This window comes from Actinomyces viscosus, assembly GCF_900637975.1.
In the GTDB taxonomy this organism is placed as follows: domain Bacteria; phylum Actinomycetota; class Actinomycetes; order Actinomycetales; family Actinomycetaceae; genus Actinomyces; species Actinomyces viscosus.
In genome coordinates this window covers 1,858,271-1,874,799 of record NZ_LR134477.1, presented here as the reverse complement: position 1 = coordinate 1,874,799, position 16,529 = coordinate 1,858,271, and the positions used below count along the sequence as shown (strand labels likewise).

The window sequence follows — 16,529 nt, the reverse complement described above, 5'->3', positions numbered from 1 at the left end:
GCGTTCGTCGAGGTGGGGCCCGCCACCCTTGTCCCGGTTTCATCATGCTGGTTGAAGATCGTGCGTATTCTGTGCCCGTGAGTCCAGACCATCAGCATGCCGGCGGCGAGATCGACATCGCCTCTCTTCATGCGCAGGACTCCACCGGCCTGCTGGACCGGATCGACCGTGCTGTCGTCTGGGACATCCCCCTGACGACGCCGTTTCGCGGCATCACCCGGCGCGACGGCGTCCTGCTCCACGGCCCCCGAGGCTGGGGCGAGGTCGCGCCGTTCTGGGACTACGGGTCGGAGGCCGGCGCGCCCTGGCTCGCCTCCGGGCTGTCCCAGGCCCTGGGAAACGCCTTCCTGCCCCGCTACCGCGAGACCATCGCGGTCAACGTGACGGTTCCCGAGGTCGGTGCCCAGGAGGCCGCCGAGATGGTGCGCTCCTCAGGGGCCAGGGCCGCCAAGGTCAAGGTCTCCGGCAGCCGCGAGCGACGTTCCGCCGACCTGGAGAGGCTCGAGGCGGTCCGCTCGGCCCTGGGCCGTTCCGGGAAGGTGCGCATCGACGTCAACGGCGCCTGGGACGTGGACACCGCCCGCGAGAACCTGCCGCAGATGGATCGGGCTGCCGGAGGGCTGGAGTACGTCGAGCAGCCCTGCGCCACCGTCTACGACCTGGCCGACCTGCGCCGCGCCGTCGACGTCCCCATCGCCGCCGACGAGTCGATCCGGCTGTCGGCCAACCCCCTGGAGGTCGTGCACCGGCGCGCCGCCGACGTCGCCATCCTCAAGGTCGCCCCGCTGGGCGGTGTGAACCGGGCCCTGGACATGGCCGAGCGCCTCGGGCTGCCGGCGGTGGTCTCCTCGGCGCTGGACACCTCCGTGGGCATCACGGCCGGCGCCACGCTCGCCTTCAGCCTGCCGTCCCTGCGCCACGCCTGCGGCCTGGGGACCGTGCGCCTGCTGACCCAGGACGTCGCCGAGCCCAGCGTCGTGCCCCGCGACGGGACCCTGCGCGTCGGCGACAGCACCCCCGTCTCCGAGAGCCTCCTGAGCGAGGTGAAGGCTGGTCCCTACCTCACCAGGCACTGGCAGACGCGCCTGCTGCACCTGGCCGGCGCCCTGCACGCCCGCCGCCAGCGCGAGGCCCGCGACCCGAGCCGGGCCGTGGCCGGGCTGCCACTGTGAACCGCTGCGTGTGAACCTCTGCGCAACCGGTGCCGGAGCAACCGGTGTCGGAAACTGACCGAACTGTGATGAATCGCAGGGGGAAGGAGACCGGGCGCTCTCGTATTCTCGCCCCTGTGACCGACTCCCCGGAGTGCCCGCAGCTCCCGCCCGCCGTGGCCGACGCCCGCAGCCTCGTAGCGGCCCTCCTGGCCGAAGGCGTGCACGAGGTCGTCCTGTGCCCGGGGTCTCGCAGCGCTCCGCTGGCGGATGCCCTCGCTGACGCCGCCGACGCCGGGGCCCTGAGGCTACGGGTCGTCCTGGACGAGCGCAGTGCCGGCTTCATCGCGCTGGGCGCCGCCCGCGCCCACGCCCTGAACGGGGACAGCCGGTGCGCCGCCGTCGTCACCACCTCGGGGACGGCCGTGGCCAACCTCCACCCCGCCGTCAGCGAGGCCGACGCCGCCGGCATCCCCCTGCTCGTCATCAGCGCCGACCGACCCCACGAGCTGGTCGGCACCGGCGCCAGCCAGACCACCGAGCAGACCGGTCTCCTCGCCCCGGCCCTGCGCCTGACCGTTGACCTGCCCGCCGACCTGTCCGCCGACCTCGGGAGCGCCGCGGCCCACACCGCCATCGCCGGGCAGGCGCGTCGCGCCGTCGCCGCAGCCACTGGGGCCCTGAGCCGAGACCCCGGGCCCGCCCAGATCAACGCCCGTTTCCGGCCTCCTCTGACGACGAAGGGCGCGGCGCCGGCCGTCCCGCCGCCCTCCGGTCCGCCGGCTACTGATGCGGCTGCGCCGACCGCACCTCTTCCGAGGGCCGGTGCCCAGAGCGGCGAGCGGCCCGCTCGCGGGTCCACCCAAGGAGGTCGTCCGGGAGTCGTCGTCGCCGGGGACACCGCCCATCCCGCCGTCGGGGCCCTGGCCAGGGCGCTGGCCGAGCACCTCAACTGGCCGCTCCTGGCCGAACCCACCTCCCAGGCCCGCAGCGGCCCCCAGGCACTGACCCGCTACGCCGAGCTCCTGGGCACCCGGCCCGGCCGTGAGCTCGCCGGGCGCGCTGGCCACCTCGTCGTTGTCGGCCACCCCAGCCTCAGCCGCTCGGTCACCGCGCTGCTGGGACGCGACGACCTCGACGTGACCGTCCTGACCGAGCGCGCCCGGTGGACCGATGTCTCCGGACGGGCCCACCGCGTCATCCCCATCGACGGTCCGGGTCACTTGTCGCCCGACGACGCCCACCACCGGGCGACCCGTCTAGCCGGCTCCCTCGGCTTGAGACCGGCCGACGCCACCTGGAGCGCCGCCTGGAGACAAGCCATCGCCGACCTGCCCGAGCCGGATCTCCCGGGCAGCGCTGACATCTCTGCCGACGCCTCTGCCGACGCCTCTGCCGACGCCGCGGTGACGGCCGTGTGGGAGGCGAGCCTCCTGCCCGGCGCCCCCACCCTGCTGGTCGGCTCCTCGATGACGGTGCGCCGCCTCGACCGCCTCGCCCGCCCCGGCGGCCCTGGTCATGCGGCCCCACGGGCCGTGGCCAACCGCGGCCTGGCGGGAATCGACGGCACCATCGCCACCGGAATCGGGCTATGGATGGCATCGGGGCGGCCGGTGCGTGCCGTCATGGGGGACCTCGCCTTCCTCCACGACGCCATGTCAATGGGGAGAGGACTCCATGAGGAGGAGGCCGACCTTCAGGTCATCGTCGTCGATGATGGTGGAGGGACGATCTTCTCCCACCTTGAGTACGCCCACACCACAGCGTCTGGTCGGTTCGAGCGGCTCTTCGCCGCGCCCCAGTGTGCGAGTATTTCTACACTGGCCTCCGCTCTGGGGGCTCGAGTCCATACCCCCGAGGACGCCGCGGCCCTCCAGGCGCTCCTGGCGGAACCGGTCGACGGAATGAGCGTCATCCTCTGGAGGGTCGGCGGGTCGTCGATGGGCGCACGCCTAACGCCGGGACGACATGAGCAACGATAGAGACAGACGGCACCGCGTTGAGCCCGCGGGGAAACCGGCTCGTCGAGCCCACCTCCCACTCTCATCGCGTTGTGACACAACGGTTACATGATCCACAGCACACTCTCGGGAAACAATCGGAAATGGTGCAGAGTCCTGAGATTATCTACCTGCGGACCTGGACAGGGCGCAAGGCCCGAGGAGGAACACATCTATGAGCGGTTACGACGAGACGAGCTCGGAGGCCCACCGGCCCACTGACCCGACCCTGGCTGCGGGCGACAGTCATCCCGGCATCGGCACCCAGTCCGCTACGAGTCAGGAATCGTCGTCGGCGGCGGCGTCCGGCAGCGAGGCTCCGGAGGAGTCCTCGAACCAGCCCCTGAGCATCTCTCCGAGCCGGTCCGGCTACGAGAACCTCTCGCAGGCCTACGGGGCGGACACCTCCCAGCCCGAGCCGGTCCTGCCCAGTCCCGCCCAGACGGCGGACGCGGAGCATGCCGAGCGCACCCGGCCTCTGCCCGCGGACCAGCCCACGTCGGTCTACGATCGGCCCGCTCGGGACTCCTCCCCGTCCTACGACGCCCACCAGCAGGATCAGTACCAGTCTGCACAGGGCCGGAACCCGTCCCCGCAGTACCTCCAGCAGCAGGGCCCGTACCCCACCTCCCCTCAGGGGCTGCAGGCGGCGTCGTACAGCCAGTCATCCGCTCAGCAGCCCTACCAGGTGCAGCAGGCGCACCTTGGCTCGCCCTACACGAGCGTTCCGACGACGCCCGACGGCTACGACGCCGCCCACTCGGAGGCCCACGGTGCCGGTGCGTCGGCCGGTGACGCGCAGGCCGGCCCCAGTGGCTACGAGCCCGTCGGCGCCGCGGGGGGGTCCTTCTACGCGACCTCGAACGTCGCAGGCACTCAGAGCGGCAGGAGCCGACGTCGGGGACCGGGCTGGTTCGCCCTGGTGGCCTCCTTCGTGGTCGCATCCCTGCTGGGTGCCGGTGGTGCCGTCGGCGCGATCAGGTACATGGATGCCCGCGGCTATGGCGCCTCGTCGCGCTCCTCGGCCGCCCCCACCGCGATTGCCACGGGCGACACGACCAAGACCGTTGACAGCACCGGCCAGGCCCCCAACTGGGAGGCCGTCTCGGCCGCGGTGTCCAACGCCGTCGTGTCCATCGCCGTCGCCAGGACGAACAGGACGGCCCTGGGGTCCGGGGTCATCTTTGACAAGGAGGGGCACATCATCACCAACAACCACGTGGTGGCCGGTGCCTCGCAGATCCAGGTGACGCTGGCCGACGGTCGCGTCTACGAGGCCGAGATCACGGGGACCGACCCTGCCACCGACCTGGCGGTCATCCGGCTCAAGGACGCCCCCGACAACCTCACCGTCGCCCAGCTCGGTGACTCCGACGCGCTGACCACGGGCCAGGACGTCATGGCGATCGGAAACCCGCTGGGCCTGTCCTCCACCGTGACCACCGGCATCATCTCGGCGCTCGACCGGCCCGTCGTCAACGCCCAGGGAGAGGGTGGCGAGGGCGGCTCGGGCAGCGGTTCATCCTCCTCGGCCGTTTACACCAACGCCATCCAGATCGACGCCGCCATCAACCCCGGCAACTCCGGCGGCCCCCTGTTCGACAAGAAGGGGCGGGTCATCGGCATCACCAGCTCCATCGCCACCACGGGGGGATCCGGCTCCGGCGAGAGCGGTGGATCGGGCAGCATCGGCATCGGGTTCGCCATCCCCGTCAAGCTGGCCGAGAAGGTCGCCAGGCAGCTCATCGAGTCCGGAGCCGCCACTCACGCCTATCTGGGGGTCAATCTCGATACCGATGCCGCTGAGGTGGACGGCACCAAGCGCGCCGGTGCCAAGATCACCTCGGTCGAGAGCGGCTCCCCGGCCGACAAGGCCGGCCTGAAGAAGGATGACGTCGTCATCGCCATCGACGGCAAGACCACCTCCCAGGGTTCTGCCCTGACCGGCTACGTGCGCCAGTACTCCGCCAACGACAAGGTCAAGCTCACGGTCATCCGCGAATCCAAGCAGCAGGACATCGACGTGACCCTGGCCGAGCGCAAGGACTCCTGACTGGGCGTGCCTCTACGTGTCCTGTCCGGTCCGTGGGCTCCAGGTCCAGGATCCGTCGGTGAGTTCTTCCTCGGTGGGTTCCAGGACGGCGAGGACGGTGCTGAGGGCCTCGGGTCCTGAGAGCTTGGCGCGCAGCCGGCCGTCGGTGGAGAAGGTGCTTAGGAGGCGTTCGAGCTGGCGGAAGGTCAACGGAAAGAAGCTGATCGGATACTTCAGTTCTCGTCTCTTTCTGAAGGAAACCACGACGATACCCTGTTGGAGTCTTGCCAGTCTCGGGTGTGCCCGCCAAAGAATGGTGTCAGTGTGGCCGTCAAATTGAGTGAACTGGATTCCGTGCCTGTCTATAGTGATTCGCTTCAGAGAAAGATTGTGAAGGCGTAACTTCCTCGGATGAGGTGGATACTTGAATGCGAGGATGAATAGTCCGGCGGGGCCGAGCCAGTCTCCTCGAGTGTGAATTGACCAGGTGAATACCGCTAACGGTCCGGTTAGGGATGCCAAGAGTGTGAAACTGGTTTCGTAGGCTGCCAGCAACGCAGGGCAGCGCATAGTTATTTGTCGTTCTTGAAGAGTCCAATATGTACGCCCTCTCCTCATGAACGCCTTCATGTGAAAGGAAGCGACTGTATAGTGTAAAAAAATTGAAGTGAAATACAGAAACGCTATCGATGTGGTTGCATTATCAAAATAATATGTGAGGAAACATGAGAGTCCCGCGACGCATGTTAAGGCAAGCATAACAAACGGGAGGTACTTCCTGCCCCTGTCTCCACTTTTTGGTGAAGCGGTCTTGCTGGTTCGTTTCGAGAACAGTTTCATGTGTTGAAGTCTTCGTGAGGCGGTGTCACTGATCTATTGTAAGGTCTTTGCTGTAACTCCGCTAGAACTCCAGGTCCAGGATCCGTCGGTGAGTTCTTCCTCGGTGGGTTCCAGGACGGCGAGGACGGTGCTGAGGGCCTCGGGGCCTGAGAGCTTGGCGCGCAGGCGGGTACTTCTGGAGAAGGTGCCCAAGAGGCGCTCGAACTGGCGCATGCTCAGGGGTAGGTAGCCGATGGGGTAGCGCAGGTCTTCGTGGTTCTTGATAGCAATCACTGCGTATCCCTGATACACTCCGGTGAGGCGTGGGTGGGCCTGCCATGGAATGATTTCCGTACGTCCATTGATTTGGGTGAGTTCGACTCCATTGTTGCTGAGAGAGATTCTCAGCCGAGTGCCGCACCTTGGGCGGAGAATTGGAAAAAGGTAACACATGCCAATTACGCCCAATGTTGCCAATCCAAATGGAATCATCCATGCGCCACGCGGCCCAAGCATTGCAACAATCATGCTCACAACGCTGGAGAACGCAAGTAGGGAAAGTGTGCCCACTTCTGCCCAGATCAATACTGGCGGAGCAATTAGTTCTACTCGCATTCCATTACTGGTCCAATGCAGTATTCCTGTAGAAATCTGGCGCCTTAGCGCAAGTAGAGATAGCATGGTACATGCTATGAAGAAGACCATATAAAGAAGGCCTATCAACGCAGGGGTGTTGCCGGTTCGGTAGGGAAAAAGAGATATGAGGGCCACAAAGAGGCAGATTAGGGCCAGTATTGCTAGCAAGACATTTCTCCTCTTGTCTGCTAGGGCCATCGGATCAATCCGAGAGTGGTGCGCCATTATCTGTGCTCAATATTCTAATGTTGTGGGGTTGGTGTGGAATTTATGAAAATTCGCCTAGGTGTGTCGGTGAATCTTGTCGTATTAGTGATGCAGAAATGCAAGCTAATAGATAATGCTCTATCCGAACACTGCTTTCCATCCTGCGTAAGCCGTGTCGCCCACCCAGCCTGCAGCATCCTTGATGCCTTCATCAATTTTCTCTCTTGTGCGGAGGGGGACGCAATTTTCGTAGACCCATCCTATGCCTGCGGCTGCTGCTGTTCCTACAACGACTCCTGCGGCGATTGGGACCCATGCGGGTGCACTGCCTACAACGGCGACAGTTGCTGCTGTAGCTAGTGTCGCGTGTCGTTAGTTGTTTTGTGGTTGGTGTTTAGGATGATGGGGGGTATGGCGAATAGACCTGCTCCTGGACTGGTTCTGCGTGAGGGTGACCTGGAGGTGCTCGAGTCCTGGCTGCGTGCCACGACGGTGCCGGCTGGTTTGGCGCGGCGGGCGCGGATCGTGCTCCTGGCTGCTCAGGGGGTGGCTAACAGTCGGATCGCGCAGGCGGTGGGGGTCAGCGTCCCCACGGTGGTCTCCTGGCGGCGCCGCTACCAGGCCGGGGGTGTGCGGGGGCTGGAGGACGCGCCCCGCTCGGGGCGTCCCAGGCAGGTGCCTCGGGAGCGGGTCGTGGCCGCTACCTTGGCGCCACCTCCCAAGAGGTACGGGGTCACGCACTGGTCGAGCCGGCTGCTGGCCCGTCACCTGGGCATCGGCAACGCCACCGTGGCGCGGGTGTGGCGCAGCTATGGGATCCAGCCCTGGAGGTCGGGGACCTTGAAGTACTCCACCGATCCCGAGCTGGTTGCCAAGGTCACCGACGTGGTGGGCCTGTACCTGGCACCCCCGGACAACGCCGTGGTGCTGTGCGTCGACGAGAAGTCCCAGATCCAGGCCCTGGACCGCACCGCCCCGATGCTGCCCATGGCGCCGGGCAGGATCGAGCGGCGCACCCACGACTGCACCCGGCACGGCACCTCCACCCTGTTCGCCGCCCTGGAGGTCGCCACCGGCCGCGTCACAGCCGCCTGCAAGCCCCGCCACCGCAGTACCGAGCTGCTCGTCTTCCTGCGCCAGGTCACGCGCGCCTACCCCGACGACGAGCTGCACCTGGTGATGGACGACTACGCAACCCACAAGACCCCCGAGGTGCGCGCCTGGCTGGAGGCCAACCCCCGCGTCCACGTCCACTTCACCCCCACCAGCGCCTCCTGGCTCAACATGGTCGAGATCTTCTTGTCCGTCATCGACCGTGCGGCCATCCGCCGAGGAGTCTTCACCTCCGTCAAGGACCTCAGCACCAAGATCCGCGCCTTCATCAATGGCTGGAACCAGCGCTGCCACCCATTGAACTGGACCAAGACCCCCGACGAGATCCTCACCAAATGCCAACCAAAAACAAACTAACAACACAAGACACTAGCGGCCCCAGGTCCAGGAGCCGTCGGTCCGTTCTTCCTCGGTGGGTTCCAGGACGGCGAGGACGGTGCTGAGGGCCTCGGGTCCTGAGAGCTTGGCGCGCAGCCGGCCGTCGGTGGAGAAGGTGCTCAGGAGACGTTCGAGCTGGCGCATGCCCATGGGGAGGTAGCCGACGGGGTAACGGATCTCCTGGCGGCTCTTGAGGGTGATGATCGCATCACCCTGGTGGATGCCCATGAGATGTGGGTGGGCCTTCCAGGGGATAACGTCCGTGTGTCCGTCGATTTGAGTGAGCTCGATACCGCTCTTAGTAAGGGAAATTCTCTGTCGAGTGAGCCCTCGTGCTCGAACGATAGGCATCAAGTATCGAACACCTATCGATCCAATGATGAGAAGAGCAGCTGGTCCGATCCATTCACCGCGTTGTCGTAGGACCCAGGCTACGATGCCAAGAGGGCAGGAGAGACTCACTAGCAGCAGTGTCCCAAGTTCCCAATTGACTAATGTCTTTGTAGTCGTCAGAACCACGCCGCGCTCACTGTGACGCCAAAAATGACAGATTTCATGTGCGCTCTTCCTTAAATAAAACTGCGAAAGATATAGTGACGCAATCGGTGCGGACAGATACAGAAATGAGAATCCAGTGACATACTCACTGTAGTGGAATGCGCCGCAGCCGGCAGCAATGGCAAGAAAAAGACAAAATAGGAATAGGTTAACCCCTTTGGAACGTCCCTCGTCAGCTTTTTCGGCGGAGTGTAGTCTTGTTTTCTTCATTGACGGGTCTTGTGGTTTTCGATATTCGTACTACGCATAACGTGATTCCTGTCTGATCTGACTCAAGGAAGGTTATTCAGGGGGTGGTGGTGTAGGTGTATAGCAGGAGGGTGGCTGTGATGGTTTGTGGGAATGTGTTCAGGGGGCGTCGGTAGTCCTCCTTGAGGATCTTCCAGGTCTTGATGTGGGCGTTGACCTGCTCGACTATGTACCTGACCCGGTTGATGCTGCGGCTGACCTTCTTGGCGGTGTCGGAGAGCTTTTTGCCGGCCGGCTTCCTTGGTGGGGTGATCATCCCTCGTCCGATGTAGCCCTTGTCGGCGACCCACCCGCTGACGTCGAGGTCCTCGAGCAGGCCGGAGGCGTCCAGGGCGGCGACGTCATGGGTTGAGCCCGGGCAGGGATCCGAGACCCACACCAGACGACCGGCGGGGGTGACCAGGACCTGGACGTTGAGCCCGGTGCGCTTGTGCTTGCCCGACCACAGCTCGGGGTGGGCCTTCCAGCTCCAGCAGGGTATCAGGGTGCCGTCCAGGACGTAGTCGCAGCCCGGGGCGACCTCCTCGGCGGTGATGAGGTAGCCGTCCAGGGCGCGGGTGACCAGCTCAGTCAGGGTCTTGACGGCCCGGGAGACGGTGGGCTGGGACACGCCGAGCAGCTCACCGATGACAGCCTGGGGAAGGTTGTGGCGCAGGTAGATCAGCGTCGCCTGCAGCGACCCGGCCACCCCGAGGATCGCCGGGATGGTGTGGAGCGGTTTGCTCTGGCTGATCCACTGGGTCAGCTCGGCGAACTGATGGGCACTCAGCCCGGTGGTACACTTCACGGCGATGGCTCGTTTCCATAGGGGCTTTGTCTGGCGACAAGAATTCTCCCACAGGAACGAGCCATCACCCCTGCATAACACACCCACCCAAACCCCAACACCCTCCCCTGAATAACCTTCAAGGAGAACCTGAGCCGAGTGAGGTTCCTGATGCAAAAAGGTGATACAAGGTAGTGGGAGGCTATTGCGCCCATTGTTTCCAATCTAGTTGGAACCGCCATAAGTCTCGAGTGTTTTATGTATGAAGAGTGTTTGCTGTGATTAATGTTGGAGAAATAGCGATGAATATCCCTAGCTCCAGCGACTGTGTGGTTGTTGCTCGTAAATTTTACGTAAACACGCTGCTGTCGTATCTGTCCCTTGCGAATCATGGTTTACAAACTTACTGTGGAGATTAATGAATGAGCTGTCCTTGGGCGGTGATATGGATAAAGCTGGGATTGTGGTCCAACTATCAGTCTTCATCTATATACGGTTGAGATGTGAAACTATAACTGAATTGTCGAAGGCCTCACCCGAATACGGCTTTCCATGCTGATCCTACAGCGGCATTCCAAACGTCCTTGATTCCCTCGTCGATGCGTTCCCGGGTTCTGAGTGGAACCCAACTTTCATACGCTTTTCCTACGCCCCAAGAGACTGCGCCGCCGACCAGTACAACAACTGCCGCAGTACCCAAAGCGGGAAGCGTGGCGGCGACCGCTGCGGTGACTACTGCTCCGGCGGCAAAACCCGCAACTGTCTCTAATCCAACTTGACTTGGAGATTTTCCGTTATAAATTTCCCATCCAGAAAGCGCCAAGGTTAAAGTGGTGCCTGTGCGCTGTGCGATTTTTTTTGCCTTGGCCGTAAGTGTAGGTGAGCCGCCTTTGGCGCGGGCTGATGCTTCGGCTCGTCTAGCCACCGAATCTGGATTCGGAGGTTTTTTACCTGCCCTTACTTGCGGGTTTCCTGATTTGGCTGCTGCGCGTGCAGCTGCCGCTGGAGTGGCTCTTTTGACAAGTTTATCAAAAGGTGTGCCGTAGAACTTGTTCTCAATTACAAGTTCGCCTATCTTGATTGACCCGTCTTGCATTGCCTTCACTTGAAGTTCATACAGAGGGGAAGTTTCACTGATTGTCATGTGCTGGGCGACCCAGTCGGTAAGTTGTTTGCGAGTCGCGTTCACATCATTTTGTAGGCTGTCGAAGACCTTTTTCTTCTCCAGGTATTTTTCGTAATTATCGTGAGCGGTTTGCCAAGTGCTCTTTTGTGTAGCTGTAGCATTCTTCGGGGCGTTTCCTGGGTCTGAGACTGACTCGGGTGCTTGGATGTAGCGATCATCTCGGACGGTCAGCTCTCCCGCTTTGGCGTCGTCTCGATAGCCGGCCATATCTTGCTTTCGCCAAACCACTTGATCGTGCCAAGACTCGATGGTGTCAATAGTGGGGGTGAGTTCTTCGGCGGCGTCATCGCAGCCTGCGCAGATGTCGTTGATGTAGTCGTTAAGTGCGACTCCGAACTCTCCGGTTAAGTCGAGGCGATCAAGTGATGTATTTCTGAGGCTAGTGCTGGCCTCTTCGAATCCGGTCTTGAGTTTACCTAGCCATTCTGCTGCTGCATGTATGTCTGCAGGGCTGGCGTCAATTAGTGTGTCAATTTCGGTCGTATTAGTATTAGCCATTTGGTGTCTCCTCGGCAAGTTTGCGGATGTTAGCGGCGGTTTCTGCGTCGACATCGCCAAGAGAACTTACTCCATCGCGGATCGCGGTGGCCCCGTAGTCGGCTGCCTGTCCGAAGGTTCCTGAGGCTTCTCCGAAACTTGTTAGAGCGAAAGTGATGTAGGTTTCTCCTTCTCCGTACTTTTCGGAGGTGGGTATGCTATCGGCGTTGGCCGTCAAGTCGGATTCTGCGTCGATGAAAGCGTTTTTTACTTTCTGGGCTGCGTCGTAGTCTACCTTCAACTGTTTCTGGGTCATCGGCTGAGTCTCCCATCGTCTTCTTCGTCGGGTCCGCGCCATAGTTCCTTGGGCATGGCCATGTCAAGGTAGATGACATCGTATGGATGGTCTGCTTCAAGCTCATGGAGTCGGTTCGTATGACACAGGATCCACGGTTGGTGTGGTCCCATGCAGTCCGCGAGACGGTCCAGAGCGGTATATGCCAGCAGCGCGGTCCGCCCGTCCTTCGTGCGGCGCATCTCCACCTCGGCGCCCCACTCTCCCGGCGTACGGCACGGCAGATATACCACGGGCGGAATGATGGGGCGTTGAGGCTCGCCCGCAACTGACTGTTCAGTGGAAGAATCCATAAAGGAACGGTAACAGAGCTCGTGCGGCCTTGTCCTGAGTATTGGCGTTCAGGATCTGCTCGTTCGTCGGCGCATTGAGTGGGACTCAGCCGGGCACGCCCAGCGCCCCCAGCATGGGGCGCATCTTGGCGGTCGTCTCCGCCAGCTCATCGACCGGCTCGGAGTCCGGCATGATGCCGCCGCCCCCGAACACCCTCGCGGGGGACTGCGGTCCAGGACCCTCCGGGGGCAGCTGGGCACTGCGCAGCGCGATGCACCACTCGCCCTCGCCGTGCCAGTCCACCCAGCCCACCGGCCCGGCGTAACGCCCCCGGTCCATGGACTCGGCCTCCTCAATGAGGCGCGCCGCCGCCTGAGTCGGCGTCCCGCACACGGCCGCCGTCGGGTGCAGCGCGTCCACCAGCGCCAGCGCCCCGGTGTCCCCGGCGACGACCCCGGTGACGTCGCTCGCCAGGTGCAGCACATTCGGCAGCGTCAGCACGAAGCGGGCCGGGGCCTCCACCACCGAGCACAGCGGCTCCAGCGCCGTGATCGCTGACTCCCGGGCCAGCTCATGCTCCCGGTTGTTCTTCTCCGAGCCCTCCAGCCAGGACGCCAGGCGCGCCGTCGCCAGAGCGTCCTCACCGGCGTGCCGGCGGGCAGTACCGGCCAGCACCCTGCTGATGAGGCGCCGATCCCGCAGACGCAGCAGCAGCTCAGGGCTGGCCCCCACCATCTGGTCGACGGCGAAGACCCAGGTGGAGGGGTAGTCACGGGCCAGGCGCCGCAGCACCGTACCGGTGGCCAGCAGCCTGCTCGGGCCAACCAGCACGTCACGGGCCAGAACCACCTTGCGGGCCTGCCCCGTGCGCATCCGCTCCTGCGTGGTGGAGACAGCCTGGCACCACTGCTCCTCGCTAAGCGCTCCGGTCTCGACAGCGGCAGCGCCACCGGAGTCCCTGGCATCGCCGGCTCGCTCCCGGTCAACCGCTGCGCGCGCCTGCGCCACCATCGCCCTCAGGAGCATCTCGGGATCCGGGTGCTCCGGCTCGGTTCCGTCGTCAGCCTCCGGCACCACGGTCGTCAGCCAGGCGCCGGAGTCGTCGAGCCCGACGAGGATCTCGGGAACAACCAGGACCGAGGACTGCTTGGAGGCGGGGGAGAAGGTGATCGCGCCCAGCGCCACCGGCCCGGTTCCGGGGCGCACCAGCGCATCACGCCACCAGGCCGCGCCGACGACGGCCCGCCACGCGGCCCGCAGCGCCTCGATGCGGTCCGCCCCGTGGGCCTCGATCACCAGGACACGGCCCAGGCCGATGAGCCCGCGCCCCTCGTGCACCCAGGAGCTGACATCCGCACGGCCCGCCAGCAGGTCGATGAGCGTCAGCCCCTCCAGCGCGTCCTCAGGCAGCTCGTGGGTGTGGAAGGACAGGCGCGGCGACGCGACCCGGCAGTGCTCGGCCCTCACGACGTCGGCCCCAAAACCCTGCTCAGACCAGTTCTCACTGCTCGCCACGGGCGTGCTCGGGCCGGGTGGCCCGGTGGACCGCGACGATCCCGCCGGAGAGGTTCTTGTAGCCCACGCTTCGCCAGCCGGCCTCGTGTATGAGGCCGGCCAACTCCCGCTGGTCCGGCCAGGCCAGGATCGACTCGCCCAGGTAGTCATAGGCCTCGGTGTTGGATGAGACCACGCGGGCGGCGGTCGGCAGTGCGCTGCCCAGGTAGAAGCGGTACAGACGTCGGAAGGGAGGTGAGACCGGGGTGGAGAACTCCGCGATGACGATCCGGCCGCCCGGCACCGTCACCCGGTGCATCTCCGACAGTGCCCGCGCCGTGTCCTGAACATTGCGCAGCCCGTAAGAGATGGTGACGACGTCGAAGCTCTCGTCGGCGAAGGGCAGCGCCGTGGCATCCCCGGCCACGAAGGCGATCTCAGGATGACGGCGCTTGCCCTCCGCCACCATGCCGGTGGAGAAGTCGCAGGCCACGACCTCGGCGCCGTCGGCTGCGTACTCCACCGAGGAGGTGCCGGTTCCCGCGGCCAGGTCCAGGACCCGCATCCCCGGCCCCGCGGCGACGGCGGCACGGGTCACCTGACGCCACATGTGCACCTGGAACAGGCTCATCACGTCATTGGACAGGTCGTAGCGGCGCGCGACGGCGTCGAACATCCCGGCGACCTCACGCGGGTCCTTGGCGAGGCTGGCTCGAAGGGGGGAAGGGCTCATGGGGAGCATCATCGCAAATCCCGGCTGAGAAACCGGTCTGACGCTGTGCAGGTGGCTCGGTGGAGGGCTCGTGGGGAAGGGGGCTCGCGAGGCCCCTGCGAGGCCCGTGAACGCCTGCCCGGACGGGCTAGGACCCAGGTCCCGTCCGACAATGTTGAAATTCGTCACTCACTTGCAGCGTAATTATGGGGCGCCGCAACCGTCCGTTGAGGTGGGGACTTTCCTGAACATTGCCGTCACAGCAACGAAAACCTCTGTTCGCCACCTCTGTCGGCGGTCTCGTCATGGCGGCGTCCGCCCCCTGGGTACAGTCGGCACAGGCTCCGCCGAGCGCGGGGCCTGCATTACGGTGCCAACTGTGATGCCTACGACAACACCCGCCGTACCAGAAGTGCCGAGGAGGGAAGCCCGAGTGACTCAGGCAGCTGCCCAGTCCAGCGCCTCCACGACTGCCGACGTCATCGTCGTCGGGGCAGGCCCGGCCGGATCCTCGGCGGCCTACCACATGGCCACTCTCGGCCTCGACGTCATCCTCCTGGAGAAGCAGGAGCTCGGCCGCGACAAGGTCTGCGGTGACGGGCTGACCCCCTCGGCCGTGCGCGAGCTCGTCTCCATGGGCGTGGACACCTCCGGCTGGCAGCGCAACCGCGGTCTGCGGGTCATCGGGGGCGGGCACCTCCTCCACTTCCCCTGGCCCGAGCAGGCCTCCTTCCCCTCCTACGGGATGGCCCGCCCGCGAGCCCTGCTCGACCGGGACCTGGCCGAGCACGCTGCCGCGGCCGGCGCCCGCCTGCTGACCGGCGTGACCGTCACCGGTCCCGTCACCTCACCCGCCGGCCGGGTCACCGGTGTCGAGGCCCGCCCCACCAACCGGGTCGCCTACCCCGGTATCGAGGGGCCCACCACCTTCTCCGCCCCCCTGGTCGTCGACGCCGGTGGCGTCTCGGCCCGCCTGGCCACCGCCGTCGGACGCACCAAGAACGAGCGCCGCCCCATGGGCGTGGCCGTGCGCGCCTACTTCCGCTCCCCACGCGCCAAGGACGCCTGGATGGAGTCGCGCCTCGAGCTGTGGGACGGCAAGCCCGGCCAGTCCGACCTCCTGCCCGGCTACGGGTGGATCTGGTCCGTGGGGGAGGGGCTGGTCAACGTCGGCCTCGGCTCGGTGTCCTCGCGCGCCTCGGCCACCGCCATCGACTACCGCGCCGTGTTCAACCGCTGGATGGACAACGTCCCGGCCTCCTGGGGCTTCACCAAGGAGAACCAGGTCGGGGGCCTGGTCAGCGCCGCCCTGCCCATGGCCTTCAACCGCAAGCCCCACTACGCCGACGGACTCATGCTGCTGGGAGACGCCGGCGGCATGGTCTCACCCTTCAACGGCGAGGGCATCGCCCAGGCCCTCATGTCCGGCCGCCTGGCCGCCCAGGCCGCCGCCCAGGCCGCCGCCCGCTCCACGACGTCGGGCCGCGAGCAGGTCCTGGCCCAGTACCCCAAGGCCCTCAGCGCCGAGATGGGCGGCTACTACACGCTCGGCCGCGTCTTCGTCGCCCTCATCGAGCACCCCGAGGTCATGCGCCTGTGCACCCGTTACGGGCTGCCGCGCAAACGCCTCATGAAGCTCGTCACCAAGCTCCTGTCCGACGGCTGGGAGCGGCGCGGCGGCGACGGAATCGACCACTTCATCCAGCTCCTGACAAGGATGGTGCCGGAAGCATGAACCCCTACGCCTCCCTGCTCATCATGGCCGCGCTGGCCCTCGTGGTCGCCGTCGGCGGCCTGGCCCTGAGCGCCATCGTCAGCCCCACCCGGCGCAACCGGGTCAAGGTCGCCAACTACGAGTGCGGCATCGACCCCACCCCCACCAACACCGAGCACGGGCGCTTCCCCGTCTCCTTCTACCTGGTGGGCATGACCTTCATCATCTTCGACGTCGAGGTGGTCTTCCTCTACCCCTGGGCCACGGCCTTCGGGCGCCTGGGGTTCTTCGGGCTGGGCGCGGCCGTCCTGTTCATCGGCCTCATCACCGTGCCCTACATCCTGGAGTGGCGCCGCGGCGGGCTGGACTGGGACTGAGACGCACGGATCGAGCACGAGGCACCAACAAC

General features: G+C 64.9%; 14 protein-coding genes and 1 pseudogene. 6 read left to right on the top strand and 9 right to left on the bottom strand.

Annotated features, from left to right (window positions below; all coding sequences use genetic code 11):
- Positions 1–44: 44 nt before the first annotated feature.
- From EL340_RS07985 to EL340_RS07975, 3 genes are all read left to right on the top strand, one after another.
- Positions 45–1,172, top strand: coding sequence for an o-succinylbenzoate synthase (locus tag EL340_RS07985; RefSeq protein ID WP_126414168.1), 1,128 nt, complete (start codon positions 45–47; stop codon positions 1,170–1,172).
- A 116-nt stretch (positions 1,173–1,288) separates the two neighbouring features.
- The gene (gene menD, locus EL340_RS07980) at positions 1,289–3,133 is read left to right on the top strand and encodes a 2-succinyl-5-enolpyruvyl-6-hydroxy-3-cyclohexene-1-carboxylic-acid synthase (protein WP_232022932.1); all 1,845 of its coding nucleotides are present in this window, start codon (positions 1,289–1,291) and stop codon (positions 3,131–3,133) included.
- A gap of 193 nt (positions 3,134–3,326) precedes the next feature.
- Positions 3,327–5,204 (top strand): trypsin-like peptidase domain-containing protein, encoded by a 1,878-nt coding sequence (locus tag EL340_RS07975; RefSeq protein WP_126414166.1) that lies wholly within the window; start codon positions 3,327–3,329, stop codon positions 5,202–5,204.
- A gap of 12 nt (positions 5,205–5,216) precedes the next feature.
- On the opposite strand, the gene EL340_RS07970 is transcribed toward EL340_RS07975, so the two are convergent.
- Both EL340_RS07970 and EL340_RS07965 read right to left on the bottom strand, forming a co-directional pair.
- Complete coding sequence (locus EL340_RS07970) at positions 5,217–5,447, bottom strand: hypothetical protein (RefSeq protein ID WP_126414165.1); 231 nt, start codon at positions 5,445–5,447, stop codon at positions 5,217–5,219.
- Between the two features lie 609 nt (positions 5,448–6,056).
- Positions 6,057–6,296, bottom strand: a complete 240-nt coding sequence (locus tag EL340_RS07965; protein ID WP_232022931.1) for a hypothetical protein — start codon at positions 6,294–6,296, stop codon at positions 6,057–6,059.
- Positions 6,297–7,256: 960 nt separating this feature from the next.
- Between EL340_RS07965 and EL340_RS07960 the strand changes: the two are divergent.
- Positions 7,257–8,331, top strand: a pseudogene (locus EL340_RS07960) (IS630 family transposase).
- Here EL340_RS07960 and EL340_RS07955 read toward each other — a convergent pair.
- The 7 genes from EL340_RS07955 to EL340_RS07925 form a co-directional block, all read right to left on the bottom strand.
- The gene (locus tag EL340_RS07955) at positions 8,328–8,564 is read right to left on the bottom strand and encodes a hypothetical protein (RefSeq protein ID WP_232022930.1); all 237 of its coding nucleotides are present in this window, start codon (positions 8,562–8,564) and stop codon (positions 8,328–8,330) included. The pseudogene EL340_RS07960 and the gene EL340_RS07955 overlap by 4 nt on opposite strands.
- Positions 8,565–9,180: 616 nt before the next feature.
- A complete protein-coding gene (locus EL340_RS07950; protein ID WP_232022929.1) occupies positions 9,181–9,930 on the bottom strand; it encodes a transposase family protein in 750 nt (249 codons plus the stop codon).
- A 511-nt stretch (positions 9,931–10,441) separates the two neighbouring features.
- Entirely contained in the window at positions 10,442–11,593 is a 1,152-nt protein-coding gene (locus EL340_RS07945) for a hypothetical protein (RefSeq protein WP_126414162.1), read from the bottom strand.
- Complete coding sequence (locus EL340_RS07940) at positions 11,586–11,888, bottom strand: hypothetical protein (RefSeq protein ID WP_126414161.1); 303 nt, start codon at positions 11,886–11,888, stop codon at positions 11,586–11,588. The genes EL340_RS07945 and EL340_RS07940 overlap by 8 nt, the downstream gene beginning before the upstream one ends.
- Positions 11,885–12,109: an SAV_915 family protein gene (locus tag EL340_RS15810; RefSeq protein ID WP_309340614.1), complete on the bottom strand. Its 225-nt coding sequence runs from the start codon at positions 12,107–12,109 to the stop codon at positions 11,885–11,887. The genes EL340_RS07940 and EL340_RS15810 overlap by 4 nt, the downstream gene beginning before the upstream one ends.
- Positions 12,110–12,305: 196 nt before the next feature.
- Positions 12,306–13,667 carry an isochorismate synthase gene (locus EL340_RS07930; RefSeq protein ID WP_126415380.1) on the bottom strand — a complete coding sequence of 454 codons (1,362 nt, stop codon included), beginning with the start codon at positions 13,665–13,667 and terminating at the stop codon, positions 12,306–12,308.
- A 34-nt stretch (positions 13,668–13,701) separates the two neighbouring features.
- Positions 13,702–14,427, bottom strand: coding sequence for a demethylmenaquinone methyltransferase (locus EL340_RS07925; protein WP_126414160.1), 726 nt, complete (start codon positions 14,425–14,427; stop codon positions 13,702–13,704).
- Positions 14,428–14,839: 412 nt separating this feature from the next.
- On the opposite strand from EL340_RS07925, the gene EL340_RS07920 reads away from it, so the two are divergent.
- Positions 14,840–16,141, top strand: a complete 1,302-nt coding sequence (locus tag EL340_RS07920) for a geranylgeranyl reductase family protein (RefSeq protein ID WP_126414159.1) — start codon at positions 14,840–14,842, stop codon at positions 16,139–16,141.
- Entirely contained in the window at positions 16,138–16,497 is a 360-nt protein-coding gene (ndhC, locus tag EL340_RS07915) for an NADH-quinone oxidoreductase subunit A (RefSeq protein WP_126414158.1), read from the top strand. The genes EL340_RS07920 and ndhC overlap by 4 nt, the downstream gene beginning before the upstream one ends.
- Positions 16,498–16,529 lie beyond the last annotated feature (32 nt).